Source organism: Paenibacillus sp. G34, assembly GCF_056856875.1.
In genome coordinates this window covers 2,180,388-2,205,025 of sequence record NZ_CM166469.1, presented here as the reverse complement: position 1 = coordinate 2,205,025, position 24,638 = coordinate 2,180,388, and the positions used below count along the sequence as shown (strand labels likewise).

Annotated in this window: 24 protein-coding genes, 1 tRNA gene and 1 pseudogene; 5 read left to right on the top strand and 21 right to left on the bottom strand. The window is 45.8% G+C overall.

The genetic code is table 11. From position 1 onward, the window contains the following. Positions 1-15: 15 nt before the first annotated feature. The 8 genes and pseudogenes from AC1VYS_RS10080 to AC1VYS_RS10045 form a co-directional block, all read right to left on the bottom strand. On the bottom strand, positions 16-318 hold the full coding sequence (locus AC1VYS_RS10080; protein WP_090920458.1) for a heme biosynthesis protein HemY: 303 nt from the start codon (positions 316-318) through the stop codon (positions 16-18). A gap of 307 nt (positions 319-625) precedes the next feature. Further along, positions 626-1,867, bottom strand: coding sequence for a M14 family metallopeptidase (locus AC1VYS_RS10075; protein ID WP_482914124.1), 1,242 nt, complete (start codon positions 1,865-1,867; stop codon positions 626-628). Between the two features lie 294 nt (positions 1,868-2,161). Continuing rightward, a complete protein-coding gene (gene racE / locus AC1VYS_RS10070) occupies positions 2,162-2,971 on the bottom strand; it encodes a glutamate racemase (protein WP_482914123.1) in 810 nt (269 codons plus the stop codon). Positions 2,972-3,194: 223 nt separating this feature from the next. After that, a complete protein-coding gene (locus AC1VYS_RS10065) occupies positions 3,195-3,653 on the bottom strand; it encodes a YtxH domain-containing protein (RefSeq protein ID WP_482914122.1) in 459 nt (152 codons plus the stop codon). Positions 3,654-3,838: 185 nt separating this feature from the next. Then, entirely contained in the window at positions 3,839-4,741 is a 903-nt protein-coding gene (locus AC1VYS_RS10060; RefSeq protein WP_482914121.1) for a DUF4261 domain-containing protein, read from the bottom strand. A 17-nt stretch (positions 4,742-4,758) separates the two neighbouring features. After that, entirely contained in the window at positions 4,759-5,214 is a 456-nt protein-coding gene (locus AC1VYS_RS10055) for a DUF86 domain-containing protein (protein WP_482914120.1), read from the bottom strand. A gap of 174 nt (positions 5,215-5,388) precedes the next feature. After that, positions 5,389-5,676, bottom strand: a complete 288-nt coding sequence (locus AC1VYS_RS10050) for a Dabb family protein (RefSeq protein ID WP_342555265.1) — start codon at positions 5,674-5,676, stop codon at positions 5,389-5,391. 321 nt (positions 5,677-5,997) lie between these two features. Then, positions 5,998-6,381 (bottom strand): annotated as a pseudogene (locus AC1VYS_RS10045) (phage holin family protein); the annotation flags it as partial. A gap of 456 nt (positions 6,382-6,837) precedes the next feature. Between AC1VYS_RS10045 and AC1VYS_RS10040 the strand changes: the two are divergent. Both AC1VYS_RS10040 and AC1VYS_RS10035 read left to right on the top strand, forming a co-directional pair. After that, complete coding sequence (locus AC1VYS_RS10040; RefSeq protein ID WP_145329283.1) at positions 6,838-7,434, top strand: helix-turn-helix domain-containing protein; 597 nt, start codon at positions 6,838-6,840, stop codon at positions 7,432-7,434. A 225-nt stretch (positions 7,435-7,659) separates the two neighbouring features. Continuing rightward, the gene (locus tag AC1VYS_RS10035) at positions 7,660-7,842 is read left to right on the top strand and encodes a hypothetical protein (RefSeq protein WP_482914119.1); all 183 of its coding nucleotides are present in this window, start codon (positions 7,660-7,662) and stop codon (positions 7,840-7,842) included. A gap of 149 nt (positions 7,843-7,991) precedes the next feature. On the opposite strand, the gene AC1VYS_RS10030 is transcribed toward AC1VYS_RS10035, so the two are convergent. Next, positions 7,992-8,076 (bottom strand) — tRNA-Leu (locus AC1VYS_RS10030). Positions 8,077-8,308: 232 nt separating this feature from the next. Here AC1VYS_RS10030 and AC1VYS_RS10025 point away from each other — a divergent pair. Then, positions 8,309-9,301, top strand: coding sequence for a Gfo/Idh/MocA family protein (locus AC1VYS_RS10025; RefSeq protein WP_482914118.1), 993 nt, complete (start codon positions 8,309-8,311; stop codon positions 9,299-9,301). Between the two features lie 64 nt (positions 9,302-9,365). Here the strand turns inward: AC1VYS_RS10025 and AC1VYS_RS10020 are convergent, their stop codons facing one another. The 4 genes from AC1VYS_RS10020 to AC1VYS_RS10005 form a co-directional block, all read right to left on the bottom strand. Then, on the bottom strand, positions 9,366-10,991 hold the full coding sequence (locus AC1VYS_RS10020) for a sensor domain-containing diguanylate cyclase (RefSeq protein ID WP_482914117.1): 1,626 nt from the start codon (positions 10,989-10,991) through the stop codon (positions 9,366-9,368). A 164-nt stretch (positions 10,992-11,155) separates the two neighbouring features. Then, positions 11,156-11,890, bottom strand: a complete 735-nt coding sequence (locus AC1VYS_RS10015) for a spermidine synthase (RefSeq protein WP_482914116.1) — start codon at positions 11,888-11,890, stop codon at positions 11,156-11,158. Between the two features lie 40 nt (positions 11,891-11,930). Then, the gene (locus AC1VYS_RS10010; RefSeq protein ID WP_482914115.1) at positions 11,931-12,839 is read right to left on the bottom strand and encodes a LysR family transcriptional regulator; all 909 of its coding nucleotides are present in this window, start codon (positions 12,837-12,839) and stop codon (positions 11,931-11,933) included. Positions 12,840-12,893: 54 nt separating this feature from the next. After that, a complete protein-coding gene (locus AC1VYS_RS10005) occupies positions 12,894-13,328 on the bottom strand; it encodes a MerR family transcriptional regulator (protein WP_482914114.1) in 435 nt (144 codons plus the stop codon). 203 nt (positions 13,329-13,531) lie between these two features. Here AC1VYS_RS10005 and AC1VYS_RS10000 point away from each other — a divergent pair, with 203 nt between their 5' ends. Next, a complete protein-coding gene (locus AC1VYS_RS10000; protein WP_482914113.1) occupies positions 13,532-14,392 on the top strand; it encodes an SDR family NAD(P)-dependent oxidoreductase in 861 nt (286 codons plus the stop codon). A 191-nt stretch (positions 14,393-14,583) separates the two neighbouring features. Then, the gene (locus tag AC1VYS_RS09995; RefSeq protein WP_482914112.1) at positions 14,584-15,747 is read left to right on the top strand and encodes an oxalate decarboxylase family bicupin; all 1,164 of its coding nucleotides are present in this window, start codon (positions 14,584-14,586) and stop codon (positions 15,745-15,747) included. 162 nt (positions 15,748-15,909) lie between these two features. On the opposite strand, the gene AC1VYS_RS09990 is transcribed toward AC1VYS_RS09995, so the two are convergent. The 8 genes from AC1VYS_RS09990 to AC1VYS_RS09955 form a co-directional block, all read right to left on the bottom strand. Then, entirely contained in the window at positions 15,910-16,044 is a 135-nt protein-coding gene (locus tag AC1VYS_RS09990) for a hypothetical protein (protein ID WP_482914111.1), read from the bottom strand. 149 nt (positions 16,045-16,193) lie between these two features. Beyond that, a complete protein-coding gene (locus tag AC1VYS_RS09985) occupies positions 16,194-18,167 on the bottom strand; it encodes a PTS fructose transporter subunit IIABC (RefSeq protein ID WP_482914110.1) in 1,974 nt (657 codons plus the stop codon). 84 nt (positions 18,168-18,251) lie between these two features. Then, entirely contained in the window at positions 18,252-19,163 is a 912-nt protein-coding gene (gene pfkB / locus AC1VYS_RS09980; RefSeq protein ID WP_482914109.1) for a 1-phosphofructokinase, read from the bottom strand. A 2-nt stretch (positions 19,164-19,165) separates the two neighbouring features. Continuing rightward, complete coding sequence (locus tag AC1VYS_RS09975) at positions 19,166-19,912, bottom strand: DeoR/GlpR family DNA-binding transcription regulator (protein ID WP_482914108.1); 747 nt, start codon at positions 19,910-19,912, stop codon at positions 19,166-19,168. A 391-nt stretch (positions 19,913-20,303) separates the two neighbouring features. After that, positions 20,304-20,810: a hypothetical protein gene (locus AC1VYS_RS09970; protein WP_482914107.1), complete on the bottom strand. Its 507-nt coding sequence runs from the start codon at positions 20,808-20,810 to the stop codon at positions 20,304-20,306. Between the two features lie 197 nt (positions 20,811-21,007). Continuing rightward, complete coding sequence (locus AC1VYS_RS09965; protein ID WP_482914106.1) at positions 21,008-22,435, bottom strand: NAD(P)-binding domain-containing protein; 1,428 nt, start codon at positions 22,433-22,435, stop codon at positions 21,008-21,010. A 307-nt stretch (positions 22,436-22,742) separates the two neighbouring features. Further along, complete coding sequence (locus tag AC1VYS_RS09960) at positions 22,743-23,588, bottom strand: hypothetical protein (RefSeq protein WP_482914105.1); 846 nt, start codon at positions 23,586-23,588, stop codon at positions 22,743-22,745. Further along, positions 23,589-24,572: an ABC transporter substrate-binding protein gene (locus AC1VYS_RS09955; RefSeq protein WP_482914104.1), complete on the bottom strand. Its 984-nt coding sequence runs from the start codon at positions 24,570-24,572 to the stop codon at positions 23,589-23,591. Between the last annotated feature and the right edge of the window lie 66 nt (positions 24,573-24,638).

Genomic DNA, 24,638 nt, shown 5'->3' with positions numbered 1-24,638 from the left:
CCCTTCTTCGCTCCCTTAGTGGTCGCCGTGGTTGCCTTTGGATGGATTCGTGATCACAAATCCTTCTTGTGGCAAGTAGAGGTAATCAATTTTTACGCCATCGAGCATGGGTTGTCCATTTTCCAAAATAACGTCAATGCCCTTGTCTGTAGACACTACAGTGTCATTATCTCCTGGCGTATCCAAGTCAAGGCCGTAATGCGCATGGTCTCCGTGTGCATGTGTAATCACAACACGCAATAGTTTACCTTCGTTCTCCGGCTTGTCCAGTTCAAGCTTCAACACTTTCGCTGCGTTACGAGTAATTTTGCAGTTCATTCAATTCATCTCCTATATTATCATTGCTGGTTGTTTCAACAATTTCAGCATTCATTTTTAAACTCCAGCATCTATTGTAAAGAAAGTTACAGCTAATCGCAATAACATTGATGCGAAAACGACATGAAGTCATATTTTCGACACGACCTCAGTGCAACCTCAGGATGTTAGCTTCTCCATCAGCACAGGATATTTACGTTCAGCTCGGCTGAAAAACCAATTTATTATTAAGCTTCGATTAAAAAGATAAAAAACGAGCGCAGCTTCAGCGCCCGTTCCAATTATAGGTCTGAACAATGGTTTCGTCTCATGCCTGCTGACCCGTGGGACCTGCTTCACGCTCTCCATGGGATAACAATTCTGCAAGTAGCATGCCCACTTCCACGCAAATGTCATCGAATTGCTCCACAGGAAGTGGATTCACTCCCAAGCCCACCTCTACAGTAAAGCCCGGCCTGCCAAACGTTTGAATAAACCAGTCCTTATAACCAGCATCGCTTCCACCAAGCTTTACCGCTTTATACCCGGATGCTTTGGCAAGCTTGCGCGACAGCGGTGCACTCTCTCTGGGTTCCAGATCCCGGTAATTCCAATAGATTTCTTGACCTTGGCTGTGCAGGGATACAACTGCGGCAAAAGCATGTTCCTGCGTCCAATGTGCAAGCGCCTGAGCCTCAGGTTCCGTCAGTGGAGCCTTTCCCGCATAATCCCGCGGTCCGGGCGAAAGAACGCTTCTGCGCGCAACCTCTTCGTCCCAGTGCGCCGGAAACTGGTCGTTGAGATCCACACCTCTAATGTTCGCCTTCCAATGTGTAAAGTGTGGACGTCCGCCATTCCATGCAAGTAATTCAGAAGCATGCACATGATGATTCACTACACCTTCCTGAACTAGTTCTACTCCGTCCGGGTTCACCATAGGCACCGCCCATAAGGTTGTCTCCTGCATCCAGCGCTGTGGATCGTAGGCATGCCAAAGCGAGTCCGAGGAATACGCCTCAGCGTACTCTTCGATAAACCTCATTAGAACTGGCGTGGTTAACCATTCGTTGGCGTGAACCGATGCGTTAACATGGATATGGCGGGGGCCTTGACCGATTCGTACATAGGGCAGTTTTTTCCCCATCACACTTGAACCGATCTCTCCCGTCTCCACGCAGGAATAACGCGCTTCCATTCGCTTTATATCTCTGATCAATTCACGATATCCATATTCACCCTCAATGTTCACGATGGTTTTCCCACCAGCCTGAGGAATATTTATACAGCAGCCACCCCAATCCTTCACCTTGGCGAGTTCGGGATTCCTCTCACGAAGCTGATTTTCTGATACTCCAAAACGCTCTGCCGTTTCCGGCACCGTTTCTCCCGGCGGCACCGCATATCTGCGTCCAGTCCCGGGCATCACGCGCAGCATCTGACCCGAAAGCAGATACGGCTGTGCTGCAGCTTCGGGATTTAGCGCACACAACAACGCCTGGGTCATTCGAAATGCCGAAGCAATCCTTGGCAGCGTATCTCCTGTTTTCACGATAATCCATTGCAGTTCCATGTTGTTCTCCCTTCTACAGGATCTGATTCACCCAGCCTGGTTCTCGCCTAGATGTGTCTGTCTTATCGTATGCGAGCCCGGTTGTCCGTCATGTGACATCATTCGCAGCAGAATTTTTTGTTTAGCTGCATGAGCAGAACACAGTTGCACTTTCCACGGGAAAATATAAAAACCCGAACCTGTACAGGTTCGGGCATCAAAGCATATTAGCACATATGAATGCAGCTTACTCTCTTTTTAACATTCCGAAATCCGATGATTACAAAAGCATTCCCAAAGTTATAACGAACGCTATTACGACAACTGCGTTACTTGCCAAACGACCGGAGTCTTCGAGATTTGTTCTCCCAGCCACTGCTTCGTAATATTCTGGAACATCCGAGGATCACCCGTACAGAAAAACTGATGCACAGGCGTTTCATCCCCGCTTGCAAGCTTGCGTTTATCGTATAAAATGGTACTGATTTCCCTCGCCGTTTCATCGGCTGAACTGATCAACTTGACTTCCTGCCCCATGACGTCCTGGATGGTATCCATCAGAAACGGATAATGAGTACAACCCAGTATCAGGCAGTCTATGGGCTGTTCTTTAATGCCCCCGAGTGCTTGATCCACCGTATCTGTTGTATGTTCGGAGCGGAATTCCGCCTTCTCCACCAGTGGTACCAGTGCAGGACAAGCCAGGCTGACCACATCCACGTATGGAGACAACTGCTTGAGCGCTGACGTATAAGCCCCACTTCCAATCGTGCCCACAGTCCCGATCACACCGATTCGCCCCGTGCGTGTCGCCATGATAGCTGCCCGTGCTCCAGGATGGATAACCCCAATAACAGGAACATTCACCTTGGCCCGTATATATTCCAGTGCGGCTGCTGTCGCCGTGTTGCAGGCGATAACGATCACTTTCGGATTAAACTGGATCAAAAAATCAACGATTTGCTCCGTAAATTGTTTCACTTGTTCGGACGAACGGGGTCCGTACGGTGTCCGGGCAGTGTCCCCAAAATAAATGATCTTTTCCCGCGGGAGCTGACGCATCACTTCCTTCGCAACGGTCAATCCCCCCACACCGGAGTCTAATATAGCAATAGCTTGCTGCACGAACACACCGCTTCCTTCTTCATTAAATTCTTCTGATAACCATATATCAAAAAGCTTTCTACCTACCCTATGAAATTTCCGGCAAAAAGGTACCTACATCTTACCCGATTTCATCATCGTGTTCAAATTTATAATCAAGAATTCTGTTCGCAGATAAGGTGTAGACACACAACAAAGCAGGCTTTCCACCGGATCGGGGAAAGCCTGCTGGCACCACAACTGCTTAGTTTTCGTCTTTGGACTCATCGGCAGAAAGCTTTGCAATGTTTTCCGTGCTTTGCTCTGTAGGAACCAATTTCAGGCCTTGATTTTGAGCGGAATCCTGCGTTTGATCCTGAATCTTGATCTCAGACTGAACTTGACCCTGTACCTCTTCAGCTGTATCTTTATCCGCAATCGCAGCAGAAATCCGGATTTCTTTGCCATCCGAAGAGCAGTGCCAGGACTGAATATCCTTAATGACCACATCCGCTGTTTCCTTCACTTTGGATACGATCTGTGAGCTTTGCTCTCCCACTTTCACAGCTAATTCCTGACCTTTGTCTGTGACTTGACGAGCACCTTCCGAGATATCTTGACGCAATTCACGTCCTGATTTTGGCGCAAGCAACAATGCCGTAACCGAACCAACAACTGAACCGATTAAAGCACCCCACAACAAGCTTTTGTTCGAATCTTTCATGATCCATCTCTCCCTCTCATTGGATTACACATCGGTTTATGAATCAGCGATAGAGCCTGCTCATCTGGGCCAATGCCTACTCTGTTGATGCATTATAAGCATGATGGGCTTGACCTGACACTCCAGATTAAAAAAAAACGGGGAATAACGTCGCTCTGGGTTAAGATGCCCATCGTAATCCTCTTTTACCGAACCGTCTGCGGTATGGGCACAGCGTGCTCTTCTCCCGGATTCAGATCTACGACATATCGCCCTGGTGCAATTAATGCAAACTGATGCTCACAGCGCCAGCGCTGTCCACCGGACGAGCCCAAGGTCTGACCATCCTGTAGCACATCCCCCTGATCAAATATGTAATACGCAGCTCCCAGCAGTGTCTGAGCCACCGTGTCAGGGTCAAGCCCAGTAAAGTGACATTGCACATCAGGCACGCCAAGCGCGGACAAACCTACGGTATCCATGACCAGTTCCCGGTTTTGCTCCGTTCCTCCCGCATGATACATTCGCACATTCATTGCTGCGTAGAGATGCTCTTCGCGTTCTTGGGATTGCATATAAGCTTCAGGTTCAACCACTTTGTCACTGCCGTACCAGTACATCGCATCACAATTCAGCGTCTCCAACACAGCCAGCACCGTTTTCTGGAACAGATCCAGACGTTGCTTACGAGGCATCGCCGCCGTAAACATATCATGAATCCGAATGGAATACCGAGCAGAATCTATAGCTTGTCCTGCTTCTGGCCAGTGCCAAGCTTGCTGCAAAGCACCTGCAAAACGTGTACGCTCTACAATCTCATGTACGGGTAGGAAACAAGTCTGAGCGGGAATACTGCCTTCCTGGAAGGCAACTTTATGTTCCATATGGTAGAACACCAGCATCTCCTGCGCTCCCTTTTCATTCTCCCCTTGCTTTACATCAAGTCTTCCTTGCCCTGTCCGTTTGATGAGCGCTTCCTGTAAAACATGGCGACTCACTTCTGGCTGTTCATTAAACAGGAACTCCACCATATACACCGGGTGAAAACCTGAAGACATCTCATCGCTTTCACGCTTTCCTTGATCTGTCTCTTTGGAATCATTCTCCATACCGCTTCCCTCATTCCTTACACTGTTCCCTGACCTTCATTTCCCTGAAAAGGGCCAAGTTCTTTTTCCACATAAGTGCTTACCTGGCCGGAGAACTGTTCCAGCATATCCGGCAAGGCTACACTTAGTGGATGCAACACCGTTCGCTGCCAGCTGTAATAATCTTGCACAAGCGGTTTACGCAACGTGACGAGTTGACGCAAAATCCCGTACGTAGATTCGTCAAATACGTTCTCTTCATAATTAATCTGAATAATATCATCGTAACTGCTTGCATCTCTCATAATGAAACCGTCAATGAGATAACTCCCTACATCAGTTACAATCTCAATTGCAAGATGCAGGCAGCGTTCCTGCACCATCCCCATCACCAGACCGCCATCCCAAGCCTGTACAACCTGCCTGAGCCCTTCAGCCACTTCAGGTATTGCGTCAAGCCGGCGAGCAATCTGCTCCCTGTTCACATAATACATTCATTCACTTCCCGTTCAGTGAGTTATCGATTTCGTTTTCCTCTGCGCTTAAGCCAGAAGATCATGACAGGGCAAGCGATCAGAAACACAACAAAAATATATAAAAATTCCATAACGTCTCTTAAATCGCTCATGAAGATTCCCCTTCAAATACAGAATAGAATCAGTAAAACCTTAGATCACATAGTCAACAGCAATGGATTGTTCTCTGACTTCGTTCATATACTTAATGACGTCCTGGTGGAGCGGGTGAACCTGATAGGCCTGGAGATCTTCCAACGAAGCAAACTCCGCCGTCAGCGAAATGTCGAACGATCTGTCCGAACGCAGTACATCGATGCCGACCTCAAGTGAGATGAGAACATCAATCTTCCCTTCCAGATTACGCAGAACTTGGGCAGCAGCCTCAATACTTTCTGCGGAACGGTCTTTCATTTTGAACAGGACAATATGCTTAATCATCTGGGTAAACACCTCGTTTGATTTAATGAATTGAGCTATTAGCTATGTTTCGTGTATCCAAAATATATCATATCACCGTCTATTACGAAAGGATGCTTGTATGCGTTTCCTGAACAGTGGTAATGAACGGGACTAACTCTTGGTTTCCTTCGTTGATTCCGACTGCCGTTCAGAAGACAGTGCCTCATGTCCTGCTCTCTCTTCCTCGCCTTTCGTAGTCTGGACATGTTCTTTCGGTTGAACATCCTCTTTCACGGGATCAGGGCTAGCGGAAGTCTGCTGGGGCATGTTCCATTCCCGGTCAGGCAAACTGCTCTGTTCCTCCTGTTTCTTGAGCACCGCGATAGCCTGTCTCAGCTTGCCCGGCAACGGCAGCCCTATTTTGGCATAATTCTCCGTTATGGAGATCAATTCATTCACCAAGTAAAAATAAATAGCCCCTCCCTTGATAATATCGGTTCCCATAATCAGATCAATGCGGTGAGCAAGCAGAACAACGGTCAACATTAGCCCTTTACGCGCAAGTCCCCAAAAGCCAATATTGCTGTTTAATCCCGTTCCTGTTCTCACAGCCGCTGCCAGACCTGTAACATAATCAATAGCCATAGCGATCGCAAGCAGACTGAGCAGTTGATCCCATCCGCCAAAAGCGAACGTCACAACCGCACCCGAAATAGCAGTAACCGAACTAACCGCTGGGCTCACGTTCCTCACCTCTCCCTGTAATTTCTTGATTGGAGTACTCTACAATATATGTGAGAATGAGAGATTGTGATCTTACATTTGCCTTGCTGAACTTGCGGATTTAATATTTCAGATTTGTGCACTTTTACGTTTAAACACGATGGGCAAACTCACAATTATTTTTGGAATTAAGGGAAAGAAACTGCATGAAATCAGCAAAAATCACACAAAAGTTCTTAAGACCTAATTATGGGCAATTAGAACCAATTAATTTGTAATCATGTACAATTCATTCCATCTTTTTTAGTGAATCATTGTAATCTAGGAATATACTAGGATGTGAACGTCGACAGGTCTAGTTCATAATTCCCTCTTTCGTGTAGAATGACGCACAAGCGGTTTTCAAACCAGTAAATGCGGCACTTGAAAGTACCCCTTTATTTATTGTAGTATTTGGTTAAAAAAATCGGAGGAAATATGCCTAATCAACCAGAACAACATTCCATCCAGGCGTGGTCTCTGATCAACCGTAAATATTTGGGAAAAGGTGTCCGTGTCAAACGGTTCCGTAAACCGACACGCTGTCAAATCCGCAATCGCGTTCTTCTTGCCGTGCTGATGGCCAACGATATTAAATTGTCTCAGCTCGCTGAAGACCTCTCGATATCCTCACGTAGTGTAAGCGCGTGGGTGTATGAAGGGCGAATACCCGGCAGTACCAATCTGGACAAGACTTGTCAGTTGCTTGGCTACCCGCGTCATATTCTTTTTAATGAAGAGGTCGTGCGTAACAGTCCTGTAATCTGTCAACCTGAGCCTTCCCGCTTCATGAAGCGGACGGTAACCCGCTCTCCGGTAAGTAACCGTATTTTGACCGGCTTGTGTATGGTCCATGATTTGTCGGTGACAGATGTCAGTCACTGGATCGGGGTTCACCCCGGCACTTTCCGCAAATGGCTGCATCAGGGAACGCTGCCTTCTGCCGCGTTTCAGGAACAAGCGGAACAATTTTTCCGCATCCCGAAGACTATTCTGTTCGCAGATGTCATTCTTAAAGATCGTCGTAATCACTAAAACAGCGAACAGCCAGAAGGCTCTGTGCTCCCGTTTGGGGGCCAGAGCCTCTTTTAGTTCAATACGCCGTAATGATGCATAATTTACCTGCAAATGCTACAAAATGAAACTGTGTAGGTACAGGTTACGGCTACTTGTATTGATCAATGATACATACGCCAATCTACCATTAGAATAAAAATGGAACTGTTTCATACTCCTCACTATGTAAAGAAGGTGAACGAAATGAAGTCATCCAAACATCTGGGGATCGCTCTCGGCTTTCTCGCAGGAACCACCTTTGGTAGCGGCATCGCTTTTCTGCTTCGCTTTGAACCCGTTCAGTTGATGTTTTGCGTTGCCATATGCGGTTTAATTGGCATAATATCCGGTTTGCTGACCATCACCATATGGCACAGTCGTGTTTAGGAGCGTTATTTGCTTTATAGCTCATGCTCTATACCGCAGGTAAATGAACCTAACCCTTCTTCCCTATCCTCTCGCTTAACAACAAAAGAGAATGAAAAAAGGCTTGTACATTGCCATATCGGACAACGTACAAGCCTTTTTTCATTAGATGCGGTCGAGAGGACTCGAACCTCCACGGGGGGTTAGCCCACACGGACCTGAACCGTGCGCGTCTGCCAATTCCGCCACGACCGCATAATATGTATCTTCTCATTATCAATGAAAAGCATATCCGGTGAAGCAATTCCTTGTTTTACCGTAATTCAGAGTATACATGCTCCAATTTTATAAAGCAACAACTTTTTTCAGTCTGCCTTAAACGGACATTTGTCCTTTTTTCACAGATCTAAACCATCTATGTTAATTAGTACAACTGTTCACAATGATAATGAATAACGATAAATAGTCTTATGAAGGGGATTTTCATGTGCAAAATTCGAAACTATGCTTTATTGGAGCTGGATTCCACGCCTCCACGAATATTTACCCTGCAGCGATCGAAGCAGGTGCAAGCATTCAGGCTGTAGCTACACGGAATCTGGAACGTTCTCAGGCGGCTCTGCTTCGCTTCGGCAGTTCAGGTCGAGGCTATGACCATGCCCGCCAGATGCTGGAGCAGGAAACCTGTGACGGAGTTGTAGTGGTTGCCCAGCCTGCGGATCAAACCAAACTTGTTCTGGATTGCATTGAGGCCGGTCACAACGTCTACGTGGACAAACCACTCGGCTGGAATACAGAAGAAGCCGCAGAGGTAGCCGAAGCTGCAGAGCAAGCTGGCGTTGTGGTCATGGTCGGTTTTATGAAACGTTATGCACCGATCTATCAGAAACTCAAGACACTCATTGATGAGAGAACGCTCGGTAAAGTGCGCTCGTTCCAGATCAAATTTGCCGTAGACAGTACGCCCTTCTGCGAAAATGAAGAACAGTTTATGAAGCTGGCTGCCATACATATGGTGGATCTCATGCGTTATTTGTTTGGCGAAGCCACGCAAGTAACAGGAACTACGGTAAGAAACGGAAAACACATTAACCAGAGTATTTCCTTGATTTTTGATGAAACTGTCATCGGCAATGCCTATTTTACAGGAATGAGCGCCTGGTCACGTGAAAGCGAAAGTGTGCTGGTTACTTTTGAGCACGGATTTGCACTAGCTGATGAGATCAGCACACTTACAATACATGAATCTCATCAAGGAGATCAACTTCCATGGAAGTCTCTAGAAGAACATGATTCGGTATACACGCCTTCTGGCACCCCGATGTCTGGTGCCTATAGGGATCTTTATCTACGAGGCTTTGTGGGTGAGATGAGACACTTTATGTCCTGTTGTCAGACGGGAGCTGTTCCACTCTCAAGCGCACGCGATAATGTTCGCACGATGGCTTTATGTGACCGAATTCTGTCATCTTTCATATAGAAACAGAAACAGACCCTGTTCATAAGGGTCTGTTCGTATTCTTCTGTTCACCTGTTTTTCTGCGCTACTCTTCTGCTTTTTCCACCGTCTGAATGACGACGGTTCGATTGCGCCCTTCTTCTTTGGCCAGATACAACGCATTGTCCGCGAGATGAAACAACTCAGACTCGGACCTAGCGTGCATTGGAAACTCTGCGATGCCTGCCGAGATCGTAACCGAACGGTCAACAGCCAGCACACTCTCTTCAACGGAAATCCGAATCCGTTCCGCTGTCTCATATGCCATTTTAGAATCGTAATCCCTCAGCAGTACAACAAACTCTTCCCCGCCAAACCGGAAACAAACGTCCTCAGGCCTTACAGACAGCTGAATCAGCCTCGCAATCTGTTTTAGAACCTCGTCTCCGGTCGAATGTCCATAGGTATCATTAATTAATTTAAAGCGGTCGATATCAAGAACAATGATCGCAAACGGAATTTCAGCATGAATCCATTCCCGGATCACTTCTTCAAAGGTTCTGCGGTTATTCAATCCCGTTAATACGTCGGTTCTCGCATCGTATACTAACTGATCCGTTTTGTTTCTGAAACTTGTCATTGCACCGATGACAGTCCGGGTAAGCAGGTCTGCTTCCCTGTTCCAATGTGGTTTCACAACAGGTAACTCCACTCGCCCTTTGTCCACTTGCTGTACGAGATCTGCCAAGAATACAAACGGTTGCACAAGCTTGCGAGCAACTCTTAGCACAATAAGAGTTAATACTATAAAAGGTACCGCTATGTATAGCAGCAACAGCCCGATCTGGCGATTTAACTGATCATATACGACTTGGGTTGGGGATACGATGACCACACCCCAGTTAGTTGCTGGTACTTTATGATATCCTGCAAGCGTATTAACCCCATCCAGATTCGTATATTGCTCTTGTCCTGTCTGGTTTTTCATCAGTTTCTGAACCACTGTGTTTTCACTTATATCTCTTCCGATCCGGTTGACATTGGGATGAAAAAGCAAAGTCCCCTTATGGTCAACAATAAAAAAGTACGTTCCATTGCTGGTCTTCAGTTGACTTCCAAACGACAAATCGAGTATATTATTTTCCTGCAAATATATACTTCCGCTAATCATGCCTTTGAATTTCCCCTCTGGATCAACAATCGGTTCACTGAGAAAAACAATTCTGCGCTTCGTTCGCGGAGTCAAATAGGCATCCGATATGTATGAGGTTCTTGATTTAATCGCAGCTTTGGCCGCTTCGGAGCTCACGTGTTTACCAACACTGACCTGAGAATAGGGGGACATCGACAGTACAAGCCCCGTCTGATCGGCCAGAACTACAGCGTTAAAATAATCGCTACTGTTGTGGATCAAATCCAGTGTAGTATTCAGTTTCTCCTTGTCATTGTAATCGACATCTTTAAAATGCGCTGCACCGTACTTTAAACTTTTTTGCATCGATTCAAATAGTGAGTTTAGCGTTTGGCTCATCTGTACCGCACTTTCATAGTTAACGGTAAGAGTATTGTTAATAAGAGTTTGTTTCTGGGTGGTATACGAAGTAATCACCATAATTGTAAGTGTCATCAGGACAGAGATCGTAACGAACCCACCAAGTAATGCAGTAAGACTGACCTTTTTGAATTTCTTGACTTTTCTGCGTAATCTGGAATATCTTTTATTTGCAATCATGTTTGCTTCCCCCGGATTTTCATAAAAAGGCATACCTCTACCATCATATCTTAAAGTTGTTAAGAAACAATGAAGAAATGATGTATCTTATCATTTATTTATTGGATTGACGAATTTATGACAAAATAATGCCTCCGGGAAACGCGAGAGTCCTTTTCACCTATTTATCCTTCAATGATATAACCCTCTTGCAGGTTTTGCTCTACAAAACCCGCCATATACCGTATCTGAACATCAATCGGGCGATGACTGCCCATCAATATACGATTCTGGATGACATTCGGCTCCGCCGGGAGCGCAAAGGCGCGTGTGTAAGGAAATTCTGTTCCTAAGGTTGTATAGAGCGCATTCACAAGTTGGTCGTTCCCTGAACGTCCAAACACATTAAGCAGTACAGCACCTTCTGCATCAAGCTTATCTTTTACCATGCTGAAAAAAGAACGGTTTGTGAACTGCTCTGGGGTGCCTGTAGCCGTAAATGCATCAACAACGATATAATCATATGTTCCAGTCTGTTCCCGTTCCAACAGTTCCCGACCCTCACCAATCAGTACCGGCGACCCTTTATATCCAAAAAAGTGCTGGCTGATTTCCACAACCTCAGCGTCCAACTCCGCTACCTTAACTTGTCGATCGAAGAGGTAGGAAGGAATGGTCCCTATGCCCTGACCCACCACGAATACACGATTGAAGTGCGGATCATTTCGTTCCATCAGATGTAACATAGCTTGCGGATACTCTAATACGATTCGGGAAGGTTGTTCGAGATCGATTGCACCTTGAACCGCATCATTCGAAAACTCTAAGACACGGAAGTGCCCTTTTTCCCCATAAAATCTCTTCGTCTCATATACAGTCAACTCATGCTGTTCACTTTTATTCCGGTATAGAACTCTCAAATTTGTGCCCCTTTCACGTAAATACGTTGAAACTGTGAAATCAGTGCTGTAAGCCAATGGCCTCGTGTAGTGCCTGTACATAAGCAACGCCAAGATTGGAAAGTGACGTGCTTTTATGACAGATCCATCCCACATTAATCGTTTCTTCACATTCAAGCGGAACCGGAATAATCTCGTTACCATTTAGATCTGCGCTGAGCACCCCAGTAGAAATCGTATATCCGTTTAGACCAATAAGCAGATTAAACAAAGTGGCTCGGTCATTCACCTGAATGCTTTTAGGATGTGATAATGTACTTAGAATTTCTTCGGAAAAATGAAAAGAATTATACTCTCCTTGATCAAAGGACAAGTATGGATAATCTTGAAGCTGCTCAATGGCCACAGACTCCTGTTTGGCGAGCGGATTGTTTACACTGATGAAGATATGCGGTTTCGCTGTAAACAGGCTTGTAAACACAAGACCCGCGTCCTTCAACAATTTGTTGATGACTTTGGCGTTGAACTCGTTCAGATAAAGAATGCCGATTTCACTGCGAAGACTTTTCACATCCTGAATGATCTCATACGTTTTGGTCTCGCGCAGGGCCAGTTCATATTCATCCTGACCATACTGCTGAACAAGCCGTACGAATGCATTCACTGCAAATGCGTAATGCTGAGTAGATAACGAAAAATGCTGCGGAGACGGCTTGGCATTCAGATAGCGATTCTCCAACAGTTCAGCCTGCTCCACGACCTGACGTGCATAACTTAGGAACTCTACTCCTTCTTTGGAGAGGGTAATACCTTTATTTGTCCGTTCAAAAATAGTAATGCGAAGCGTCTTCTCCAAATCACGAATCGCGTTGGACAAGCTGGGCTGAGAGATAAATAGACGTTTGGCAGCTTCGTTCATCGAACCGTGCGTGGCAACCTCTATTACGTATTTAAGCTGTTGTAATGTCATGACGTATCCCCTTTTTTCTCATCCATGGTAAACGGCAGCACAGGTCACGTTCCCTCATGAAAATGTATTCTTTTTGGTTAATCCCGTCAGCAAATGCTCCCCTGTAATCGGAAAATTCTCAGGAAACATGCTACGCTTTTCGAGCTTCTCCTGAATAAAATTCACAACCTGTTGCATGGAGGCAATCTGTTCCTCTACCTTTTTCTGATAATTAATCAGCATCTCCCGTTCCTCCGGGAAATCGTTCAAATCCGATTCCAGTGACATTCGCAGAAATGGCTTCATCTCCTCCAGTGACATACCTGTTTTCTTCATACATGTAATCAGACTCATTGTCTGAATATCCTGCTCGGAATAGACCCGATGGCTACTGGCTTTACGCTCCGCGCGGGGAAGCAAACCAATCTTCTCATAATAACGAATGGTATCTTTGGATAATCCCGACCGTTCTGAGGTCTCGTGAATGGAGAACATGGTTTGAACACTCATCCTTATCCCTCCCGTATACATAACTCTTTCTATCATATAACTTGGAGCTGGCTCCAAGTCAAGCCAAAATTCTCCCTCTTGACTTGGAGGCAGCTCCAAGTTGTAGAATGACCTCTCCTACAGATTAATCGGCGAATCTACTGATCTATTCAGGCATCACGATTAATTCTGACATAACATGAAACCATTTGGAGGTTATGATGATGAACCAAGCAAACCCGCTTCGCACAGCCGTAATTACAGGCTCTACCTCAGGAATTGGTCTGGAGCTTACACGAAAACTTCTAACGGAACAATGGCAGATCTTCGGCCTTAATCGCTCCCCCTTTCCTGTAGACGATACCGAAATCCAGGCTGCATTAAGCTCGGGGCAGTTAATATCTGTTCAAGCTAATCTGACGAATTATGCCAGCCTTCGTTCAGCGCTTGAACAGATTCGTTTACAGACGAAAGCAATCGACGTTCTGTTCAACAATGCGGGAGGCAGCGCATCCACCCTGCAATATTCGGATCAGGGACATGAGCTGCACTTTGAGCTTCAAACTGTGGTTCCTTATCTCATTTACCGGGAGCTTTACGATCTGCTTCGCCACGGGCGGATGAAAACGGTAGTGAACACCTCCACAACTGCTTTTGGCATGATGAGAACGTTCAATCTCAACATGCTGGAACGGCCTACCTCGTTTAAGAAGCTATTCGGCCCGTACGCAGCATCCAAGCTCGCCCTCTCGTTGTGGACTCAAGAGGCTGCTCCCACTGCCATGGCAGATGGTATTCGGCTTCTTAGTGTCGATCCGGGCGGTAACAATACGCTGAAAAGCGATAAGGCTTCCGGTTTGCCCTTTTATATCAGACCCGTGATGAAACTTTTTTTTGCTCATCCGAGTCGTGGCGCATCCCTGCTTCATGACGCAGCCATCGGGACAGTGCGACATGAATCCGGTGCGTTTCTTGTCAACAACAAAACAACCCGCCTTCGTTTTGGCGAGCAAGGCGCTACTGTACTTCAACGGGTAAATGAAATCTACAAGCATAATTTTTTGAATACTCAATATCATCTTTGAAACGTACCGATTTCCGATCTCTGTCCTAAAGAGGTATGGTTCCAGACTTGACCGAATGCGGTCGAGTCTTTTGTTGTTTTGATTCTTTTTATGTTTGTCCTTCATATTTTCCAAGCCTGCTTTCATAGGTGTAAGCATAGTGAGTAAGCCGTATGGATTGTAACGCGGCGGATCGGAAGGAGACAATCGTGATGAGTAAAGAAAAACAACCCAGTGCTCCACCATTCATCATCCCACAGCCCATTCGCAGTGACGGTGCAGGAGGACCCGATTATGGACCACGGGATGTACTGAGAGACAGACAAAACCCCGATATGCTCGTTCCACCTCAGACGGATAACGGCTTGTTACCTAACCTCAGAATGTCCTTCTCGGACACGCATATGCAACTTAACCACGGTGGGTGGTCACGCGAGATTACGGTACGTGACCTGCCTGTCGCCACTACGCTTGCGGGAGTGAATATGAGCCTGACTCCAGGCGGAGTGCGTGAACTACATTGGCATCAGCAATCCGAATGGGCCTATATGATCTGGGGAACGGCCCGGATCACCTCTGTTGATCAGAACGGGCGAAATTTCATCGCGGACGTTGGACCGGGTGATCTTTGGTTTTTCCCTAAAGGGCTTCCTCATTCGATCCAAGGTCTGGAGAATGGGTGCGAATTTTTATTAGTATTTGATGACGGTAGCTTCTCTGACCTGAACACACTATCGATTTCTGACTGGTTCGCCCACACGCCGCCAGAGGTATTGTCGCTGAATTTCGGCGTTCCTGAATCGGCCTTTCAGTCGATGCCCAAGGAGCAGGTTTATATTTTTCAAGACAGCGTACCTGGTTCAATTGCAAGTCAGGAGATTCAGTCCCCCTACGGAACGGTTCCTCTCCCGTTTACCTATCGTTTGCTTGAACAAGAGCCCTTGATCACACCTGGAGGCAGTGTGCGTATTGTCGATTCCACCAACTTCCCCATCTCTACCACCGTTGCCGCAGCACTTGTCGAGATTAAACCCGGAGCGATGCGTGAATTGCACTGGCACCCCAATGCAGACGAATGGCAGTACTATTTGACGGGTGAAGGCAGAATGACCGTCTTTGGTGGCAATGGTAACGCACGCACCTTTGATTGCCGGGCTGGAGATGTAGGATATGTTCCCGTAGCCATGGGGCACTATATACAAAATACCGGTAAAGACACGTTATGGTTTCTGGAAATCTTCCGAAGTGATCGCTTTGAAGACGTCTCACTCAATCAGTGGATGGCTCTAACTCCTCGCGATCTGGTACGAGACAATCTGAATGCACCTCCAGAGTTGCTGGATGCATTGCGTAAAGTGAAGTGGCCTGTCGTATAAACTAGCCTAAACCTGTCTCTTTTCCACCCAAATAACTCGTTTTACAAATAGGAATACGACATTCATATTATGAAAATAAGGCAGGCTTACCTTCGAAAAGGTACGTCTGCCTTTATTGATGTTTCTGTTTAATCACTCAGTGACTCACGGACTCTAATACTCTTACCGCTTAAATGCCTGAATATACACACTTTCCCCTTCAAAGCTTAGAAGCCCACCTTGATCGTTCTCCACCACTTTAAAATAATGCCTGACCTCTTCTTGCGCATGCAGCAAACGTGCTTCTAGCTTATTCAACGAAACTAAAAACATAAAAAAGCATCTCTCCATGAATACATTCATTGGAGAGATGCTTAGGGTGAATCCTCTTACACCTAGTTGTAATCCGACGATTCGAACCTACATTAGTGTAATACGATGATTCAACCATACATTAGACTATTTTATTACTTAACAAGTGTAGGTGACTTCTTCCACAATCCCAGAATGAGACCCGAGATCACAGAGCCAATAACAACTGCGAGCAGGAACAGCAGTGTGTGGTTAGCGAGAAGTGCTACAAAGACACCGCCGTGCGGAGCGGGAACATTAATGCTCCACAGCTGTGTAAGTCCACCTGCTACCGCAGAACCAATAATACAGGATGTCAGTACACGAAGCGGGTCAGCCGCTGCAAATGGAATTGCACCTTCTGTAATAAAGGAAAGACCAAGTACATAGTTTGTTAGACCGGATTTACGCTCTTGCTCCGTGAATTTGGATTTGAAGAACGTTGTTGCAAGTGCAATCGCGAGTGGAGGAGCCATACCGCCAGCCATAACCGCTGCCATCCATGCACCGTCTGTGTTACCGCTGGATGTAAATACACCAATCGCAAAAGTATAAGCCGCTTTGTTAAACGGACCGCCCATATCAATCGCCATCATGCCGCCGAGCAGCAAACCAAGCAATACTTTGTTACCTGTACCCAGATTACCAAGTGCATCTACAAGCCATGTGTTCAGGGACCCAAAAATCGGATCAAAAACATAGAAACTAATTGTACCTACAATCAGCAAGCCAAGTACCGGATAGAGTAGGATCGGTTTCAAGCCATCAATCGCTTTTGGAAGACCTTTCAGCGCTTTACGCAATCCAATAACAACATAACCCGCAAGGAAACCGGCAGCTAGACCGCCAAGGAAACCTGCATTGGAGTTTACCGCCATCAAACCACCAACCATACCAGGCATCAGGGCTGGACGATCACCGATACTCATCGCAATAAATCCGGCAAGTATAGGAATCAGGAAATGGAACGCGCCTGTTCCTCCACCTATGGTTTGCAGCAATTGTACGATCGGATTCTCAGGACTTGCGAGTTGTTCAAACAAGAAGGAGATGGCGAGCAGGATACCACCGCCGACAACAAATGGCAGCATGTGTGAAATCCCGTTCATCAAATCTTTGTAAATTTTGCTTCCCACGCTTATCTTGCTATCGCCCGCACCTTCATCCTTCGCGTTGTTTCCACCCTGATTGCGATAGATTGGCGCATCGCCATTGACCGCCTTGCGGATCAGCTCTTCGGATTTACGAATACCGTCACTTACTGGTCTTTGCAACACAGGTTTACCGTCAAAACGAGCCATCTCTACGTTTTTATCAGCAGCGATGATAACACCTTTGGCACGAGCAATCTCATCGGCAGTAAGCACATTCTGTGCACCTTCGGAACCATTGGTCTCAACACGAATGTTGATGCCCATTTCCTGTGCTTTTTTCTTCAATGCATCCTCAGCCATAAACGTATGAGCGATACCTGTCGGACAAGCTGTAACAGCGACAACAAAGTCATCTGAATTCGCATTGCCAACAATGACACCGGAGTTGCTTTTCACGTTGTTAGTACCACTTTCAGTCGAGGAGGCTTGTGCAACTTTGTCCGCTTTTGCTTTCTCTTTCTCAGCTTCCTTCTCCGCAGCTTCTGCTTGTTTCGCATCAAACAAAGCGCTCACTTCTTGAGGCGTATTCGTGTTCATCAGTTCAGCGATGAAATCGCTATCAACGAGCAACCTTGAAAGAGCCGCTAATGTGCGGAGATGTGTATTGCCTGCGCCTTCTGGGGCTGCAATCATGAAGAAGATATGAGCAGGCTCGTCATCCAATGCTTCGAAGTCCAAGCCCTGTTTACTTTTTGCAAAAACGACCGTTGGTTCATTGACCGCTTTGGTTTTTGCGTGTGGCATAGCAATACCGCCGCCAATGCCAGTGCTGGACTCGGCTTCTCTTTTGTAGATCATTTCCTTGAACAGCGCCGGATCATTAATCCGTCCACTCTGGTCAAGACTAGCGATCAGTTCGTTGATTGCTTCGTCTTTCGTTGATGCTTGCAGATCCATAATCATCGTTTCCTGGATCATTAAGTCAGTGATTTTCATCATGGAACACTCCCTTAAGTTCGGTCGGCCTGCACATGTCAGGCCTTACATCAGTTCTTCAATTCACTTCGTTCTTCTTGCTTCTTAAAGCGTTGTAATCGTAACCTGATTACGCAATTGTTCAATAAATTCACGTGTAGCGAGGTCATCCGAGAAAGCTGTCGCACTTCCTGAAGCCACTCCCGTCTGGAATGCTTCAAGCAAGTCTCCTTGCAGCACGTACGTGCCTACAAATCCGCCAATCATGGAATCGCCAGCACCAACTGAATTTTTAACCGTACCTTTAGGTACCGTTGCATGATAAACCTTTGTCTGCGTGATGAACAATGCCCCTTCTCCCGCCATGGAGATCAACACATGTTTCGCACCAGCTTCAAGCAATTTACGCCCGTAAAATACCAGTTCTTCACGCGTTTCGATGGTTACGCCAAACAATTCAGCTAGTTCATGATGGTTCGGCTTCACCAGCAGTGGCTGATGAGCAAGTGCTTCCATTAATGCAGGCCCTGTCGTATCAATAACAAACTCGGCTTCTGTCTGCTTGCATACATGAATCAAACGATCATAGAAATCAGAACCAAGAGATGGCGGAACGCTGCCAGAGAGGATGACGATATCTCCTTTTTGCAAAGAGGACAGTTTATTCAATAATTGCTCAGCCTCTTCTGCACGAATCGATGGACCGAGTCCGTTGATTTCAGTTTCGTCTCCGTGTTTTAGCTTGATGTTGATGCGAGTATCATCTGCAATGGTTACAAAATCCGTTTGAATCTTGTCTTCCTGCAACTTGTCATTAATAAAACGTCCCGTGAATCCACCCAAAAATCCAATAGCTGTATTTGCAGCTCCGAGTTGATTCAAAATTCGCGAAACGTTAATGCCTTTACCGCCTGGTAGTTTCAAATCCCGATTCATGCGGTTTAATCCGCCAAGGTTCAGATCGTCCACTTCAACGATGTAATCGATGGACGGGTTGAGTGTAATCGTATATATCATCGCTATCCCTCAATTATTTTAGTTTTCTGGGTGATTACCGTCCGCCAATGTTCTGGCATTCGCTCCGTAATCAGATCGGCCTCCTCCAAATCAAACAATTTGGCAAAAGTAATATCCCCAATTTTGCTGGAATCAGCCAGCACATAAGATTTCCCTGACAATTGATGTGCACGCCTCTTAATCAAGGCTTCCTCCGGATCAGGCGTTGTATACCCCATTTCAGGATCTACTCCGTTACTTCCCAGAAAACACTTGTCAAACCGGAAATTGTCCATGTTCTGCAGCGCAATGCTGCCGATCACCGCTTTGGTATGAATTTTCATCATACCGCCCAGCAAGTAACTGCGAATTCGTTTGCTTACCAGCGCCTCTACATGGGAGAGTCCATTGGTGACCACCGTTACATCCCTGGCTTCTATAAAAGGGATCATAGCCAAGGTTGTAGTGCCTGCATCCAAGTATATGCATTCACCATTTTGGATCTCCTGTGCTGCCAACTTGGCAATCACTGTCTTTTGTTGAATGTTTTTGAACGTTTTCTCCTCCATACCTGGTTCTAATGACTTTTCATTCACCAGTGAAGCACCACCATGAATACGTTTGAGCATCTGACGACTTTCCAGATCAATCAAATCTCTTCTAATCGTGGATTCAGAAACACCCAACACATCAACAAGCTCCTGCAACTTCACAATTCCCTGTAAATGTAAGCGCTCTACAATTGCAGCATATCGTTCTTCAGTCAGCATATGCATTCCTCCAACTGCTTCTATAGTATCATAAATTCCGTAAAAAACAACCATTTTCATTCAAAATAATTTAAAAACCTTCAAAAACTTTCATCATTCGACTGATTTTAATGTCCAAGTGTAGGCGGATTTCTGCTGATGTCTCGTCTTAGTCCAGTTGCTTTCAGTAACTGTCGTCTGAACGGCCGCCCTCCTGCCTTCTGTACCAAAGATAAAGGAATCCTGATTCAGGGCCAGCGTGTCTTATCGATACCCGGATCTCCCAATTGTTACAGAGATGGATTTGTAGTTCGTCGTGCTCATTAGGGCTTCTCATTAAAAATCCTGCAACACCGCCGCTTCTGGTGGCAGTGCTGCAGGATTTTGACGTTCTAGTACATACGGATTATTTCTACAATAACTCCGTGCTTCCCACTTCCGGCTTGGGTTTGAGCCATTTACCTTCTTCATTAATAAAAGCGCCCTTGAATCTTCCCATCTCCAGTTGCTCGATCAGCTTCTCCTCATCCGTTGCCAGTATCTCAATTAACTGTTCTAAGGTGTAATATTCATCTGGATCATAATCAATTAAGATGGGTACCGCCGTATCATATAATTCCCGGATCAGATTCTCGAAAGAAAGTCGCCCAAGATTGGGCATCTGCCGAAAGACCTGTAATGGTTGAGAGACCATATTACGGAATGATTTGTTCTCGAGATTCATCCACAACGTGTTACAGGCTTGCACACTCATATAATTTTGCTCTACATCATAGAACTGTACTTCCTCAATTTTCATAAACTTCTCTTGAAAAGCTACAATTTTGGTTAGAGGTACATTGCGTACACGTGATGTCTTTTTGACATGAGCCCTGAATTGCTCATAGTTCATTTGTTTGATTTGTTTCTTTTGTTCCATTTCTTATCCCTGCCTTTAACATGTTCCAAACGACATTTTACAATAAATCGACACCGAGTGTAAGTCACAGTGTGAAAATACAAAAAAACGCGCAGCGTCGGGAGCTGCACGAAATACATATTATGATTGAATTTATGACTCATCTATGACTGTACTTATGATTGTATTCTGGGATTGAAATCTAGAAAGTCAGTGTCTCAGCCAAGAACACCACGATTCGTCCACGTCTCTGTGAATTCCGGATCATTGTAATTATAAAACCTACGAAGTGTCTCTTCCCGATCATCTAGAAACAATTGGTCCGCTATGCCTGAAACCAGTTTGGGAATGGCGCTCTTTGTTCCCGAAATCGCTGAAGCTGACAAACCACAGCTAGCCAGGGCAGAATAATTGAATACAAACAATCCATGCAATAGCGCCTTACCCTGTTCACTTGTACTGGTCATTGCAAAGCCGGGACTCAGATAGGGGTGTGCATCGAGCAGCACGTTACGATATTCCGGTGGGGCTTCGTAGCAATCTTGCCAGCGAGCAATATACTGCTCCACAAGATGAAGTTCAGGGCGAAGTGCTGGGTCGCTGAGCAGGCCTGTACTGATAACAAGAAAATCAAATGTATACACGCCATGCGCGGTTTGTATCTGTGCTCCTTGATCCGTAGCTTCAGCACCAAGCCATGGAGAGTTCAGATGTAACTCGAATCCAGGCCAGGAAGCAGCCCGGTTAAATGTATCATTGGTAGGCGGCTGATTGAATTGGAAAAAGTGAGAAATCACCTGATACTTGTCAGCAATAGGCAAGGCATGAAACCGTTCGATCATGCCGGATTGTTCCATTTGGCGAATCGGATTCACTTGTGGCAACTGTGCACGCCTTACAAAAACATGAGCTTCAGCCACACCTGAAGCAAGCGCGTGATTCGCATTATCAAAGGCCGAGGCCCCGCCCCCGAGCACTGCAACCTTTTTTCCTTTTAACCGTTCAAAATCAATCATTTCCGAAGTATGGGCATACAACTCTCGCGGCAGATGATCTGAGATTAGCGGGGGTACATGCCATTCCCCGCCTCCTTGAATACCGGTGGCAAGCACAACTTTCCGAGCCAAAATATGTTTTTCACGAATTCCGTTTTCGATGACATGCAGACGATGGATTCCATCCTGCCCGGGTTCAATCAACTTTAACTTGGTTTCGTTTTGTACAGGCAGATTTAGCACTTCCCGGTACCAACGCAAATAGCTCATCCAATCCCGACGCGGAATTTTATCGATTTTTTCCCAACCCTCAACACCCGCTTGTGCCTCCCACCATGAACGAAACGTCAGAGAGGGTATGCCTAAGTCAATGGAAGTCAGGTGTTTTGGTGTCCGAAGTGTTACCATACGTGCATAAGTTTCCCATGGCCCTTCTTGTCCAGCCACATTTTCGTCGATGACCAGAATATTCGAGATCCGTTCGCGCAAAAGCCCAAATGCAGCCCCAAGGCCGCTCTGCCCTCCGCCTACAATAACAACATCATACACATGCCCTTCTGCATGGTCTCTTGCACGAAGCCAGTTGGTACCTCCAAAACATAAATACGCTAAATCACGCTCCACACGTTCATTCAAAGCTTCGAGGCCCATGCTTCATCAACCCTTTCATGATCTGTCCAGGAACAAGCTTTGTTGCATCGTGCATGATCATCTCTAGGCTACATTACAATATCCGAATATAATTAGGGTTATTATATGAGTTGAATTCCATCAGGGGAAGCTAACAGAAACGTAATTGTTATTCAACCTAAAAAAGATGGGTATACTTGTTTCTTCATACTAAAGAGGATCACTGTGATGAGAAGCGGAACAACTCTCTCTGACGCGAAAAAACAGCTACCTTCGGAGAGTAAATACACCGACCGTAACTGTTTTTTTACGAAACACGTCTTAATAATCACGATTTCAAAAGCATCCGCTGTCGCGTTTTTGAATCTAATTTTGGACAAGTGTTGCAATAGCCATGGGTGGAACTTCCGCTACCTACTTGATAAGCCAGACAGCAATATCGACGGATCAGAAGCGGCGGTCCCTGCCAGTCCGGATGTTCAAAACGCTGTAGTTTAGCGAAGAATGTATTATGATTGGATTCCTCTAACCATATGTCTGCATCATCCTGAATGAGTGCAAGCCGTTTATCTGTCTTCCATATTGCGTGATCTTCGATCATTCGTGTAAGCAATTCTTGCACATTATGAGCAACCAGCGCATTCATAACCTTCATACTTGCTCCCGTTGCCGTAGCAACCGATTGGAAAATACGCCTCAAGTGCAGCTGTATACTGTCCCGTAGCACACTAATTTCCGTCCTCCGCTGAGCCAGAACCCCACTAGATGGAGCTGCTTTTGTTCCAATCCCCAACTGCGGACCAATATCTAGCCTTCTTTCCAAGCGGGTCTCATAGCGCATACCGCCTGTGCCATTCAATTCAAATCGGATAACATCATCCTCAATGTTCAGAAGAGTATCGTATAGACTGCAAGCTGCGATTACACCCATAACCCATACGGAATATCGTTTCGCGAAAAGGGTACCCACTGCTACACTTCCCTGACCACCAAGTTCCAGTCCTTGTTGGATCGCTTGTTCTCGCAGTATCAGATCTCTTTTCTGCTCATATAACAAATCTCTGACACCAAACGCATATTGGAAAGTCTCATCGTCTCCACGAACGCTCGTCACAAAAGAAGTGTCCAGAACGGCTACCATCTCTGTATCGTCATGCTCTGAATAACGTACCATCTATTGAATCATATCTTTGATTTCTTTTATTATTTCACTTCGTCCCATAGCTCCCCATCCTTTAAACAACCAGAAGGAGTCGGTTTGATAGACTTGATTTGCTCCAACCGCCGGAACGCTCTTCCAAAGTGCACTCTCTTTCATCTTGCTTGAATAGTCCTGGGCATTTGGATCAACTTCAAGCACAATAAAACTCGCATCAATATCCGATATTTTTTCCATGGAAAGATCCTCACGTTGGTCAGCAGGTGTCATAGCAGAAGGTTCAAACCCCAGATCATGATACAAGAGTGTATTAGTCGGGTGACCTTTTGCCGCATAAATCTGCAAGTTCTTCTCCCTTACTCGCAGATAAGCCAGTTTTTTCTCATCCAATTGTTCGATTTTAACTTTAAGTTGATTGGCTTGTTGCTCTACCTCCGCAATTTTTTCTTTGGCCAGATCAACCTTATTGTACATTCCAGCAATGGTCAGCAGATCCTGAGTCCAATACGTTGTATCATCTGTGTAGTCCGTCCAATCGTTACCCAATACAATTGTAGGGGCAATTTTCTCCAATTGATCATATGAATTTTCGGCTGTTCGACTTTCTATTACAATCACATCCGGATCAATCTGGACGATGGCTTCAAGGTTGGGACTATCTGCCGAGCCTACCGTTGGAACCCCCTGAAGCTGATCTGCCAGATAAGGCAAGTAATCACCTCCGTAGCGAATTTCTACGTTGACGCCTGCAGGTTTTTCTCCAATCGTGAGCATGTGATCAATATAAGCTGCAGACAACACAACCATACGCTCAATTTTTTGTGGTACAACCGAAGTTCCTTTCAAGTGTTTAACATTTTGTGTACCCTTCTCTTCTGCCGCTGTGTCCTGTTTCGGAGATGTTCCATCTGTAGCTTCAGTAGTTGTCTTGCCACATGCCGCCAGAACGAGCACGAGCAGAGACAACAGAATCATATAGGCTGTTTTCTGTCTTGTCATTCGTTGTCATTCCCCTTCTCCACTTAATAATAATAATCATTATCATTATGGTAGGGAAAAGCGTAC

Excerpts from the sequence above, each read along its gene's own strand:
- AC1VYS_RS09960 (WP_482914105.1), bottom strand. The coding sequence starts at position 23,588 with ATGGTACGTTATTCAGAGCATGACGATACAGAGATGGTAGCCGTTCTG.
- AC1VYS_RS10000 (WP_482914113.1), top strand. The coding sequence starts at position 13,532 with ATGAACCAAGCAAACCCGCTTCGCACAGCCGTAATTACAGGCTCTACC.
- AC1VYS_RS10075 (WP_482914124.1), bottom strand. The coding sequence starts at position 1,867 with ATGGAACTGCAATGGATTATCGTGAAAACAGGAGATACGCTGCCAAGG.
- AC1VYS_RS10040 (WP_145329283.1), top strand. The coding sequence starts at position 6,838 with ATGCCTAATCAACCAGAACAACATTCCATCCAGGCGTGGTCTCTGATC.
- AC1VYS_RS09955 (WP_482914104.1), bottom strand. The coding sequence starts at position 24,572 with ATGACAAGACAGAAAACAGCCTATATGATTCTGTTGTCTCTGCTCGTG.
- AC1VYS_RS09985 (WP_482914110.1), bottom strand. The coding sequence starts at position 18,167 with ATGAAAATCACTGACTTAATGATCCAGGAAACGATGATTATGGATCTG.
- AC1VYS_RS10080 (WP_090920458.1), bottom strand. The coding sequence starts at position 318 with ATGAACTGCAAAATTACTCGTAACGCAGCGAAAGTGTTGAAGCTTGAA.
- AC1VYS_RS09995 (WP_482914112.1), top strand. The coding sequence starts at position 14,584 with ATGAGTAAAGAAAAACAACCCAGTGCTCCACCATTCATCATCCCACAG.
- AC1VYS_RS10010 (WP_482914115.1), bottom strand. The coding sequence starts at position 12,839 with ATGACATTACAACAGCTTAAATACGTAATAGAGGTTGCCACGCACGGT.
- pfkB (WP_482914109.1), bottom strand. The coding sequence starts at position 19,163 with ATGATATATACGATTACACTCAACCCGTCCATCGATTACATCGTTGAA.
- AC1VYS_RS10020 (WP_482914117.1), bottom strand. The coding sequence starts at position 10,991 with ATGATTGCAAATAAAAGATATTCCAGATTACGCAGAAAAGTCAAGAAA.
- AC1VYS_RS09970 (WP_482914107.1), bottom strand. The coding sequence starts at position 20,810 with ATGGAACAAAAGAAACAAATCAAACAAATGAACTATGAGCAATTCAGG.
- AC1VYS_RS10055 (WP_482914120.1), bottom strand. The coding sequence starts at position 5,214 with ATGTATTATGTGAACAGGGAGCAGATTGCTCGCCGGCTTGACGCAATA.
- AC1VYS_RS09975 (WP_482914108.1), bottom strand. The coding sequence starts at position 19,912 with ATGCTGACTGAAGAACGATATGCTGCAATTGTAGAGCGCTTACATTTA.
- AC1VYS_RS10065 (WP_482914122.1), bottom strand. The coding sequence starts at position 3,653 with ATGAAAGATTCGAACAAAAGCTTGTTGTGGGGTGCTTTAATCGGTTCA.
- AC1VYS_RS10035 (WP_482914119.1), top strand. The coding sequence starts at position 7,660 with ATGAAGTCATCCAAACATCTGGGGATCGCTCTCGGCTTTCTCGCAGGA.
- AC1VYS_RS10005 (WP_482914114.1), bottom strand. The coding sequence starts at position 13,328 with ATGAGTGTTCAAACCATGTTCTCCATTCACGAGACCTCAGAACGGTCG.
- AC1VYS_RS09965 (WP_482914106.1), bottom strand. The coding sequence starts at position 22,435 with ATGGGCCTCGAAGCTTTGAATGAACGTGTGGAGCGTGATTTAGCGTAT.
- AC1VYS_RS10050 (WP_342555265.1), bottom strand. The coding sequence starts at position 5,676 with ATGATTAAGCATATTGTCCTGTTCAAAATGAAAGACCGTTCCGCAGAA.
- AC1VYS_RS10060 (WP_482914121.1), bottom strand. The coding sequence starts at position 4,741 with ATGGAGAATGATTCCAAAGAGACAGATCAAGGAAAGCGTGAAAGCGAT.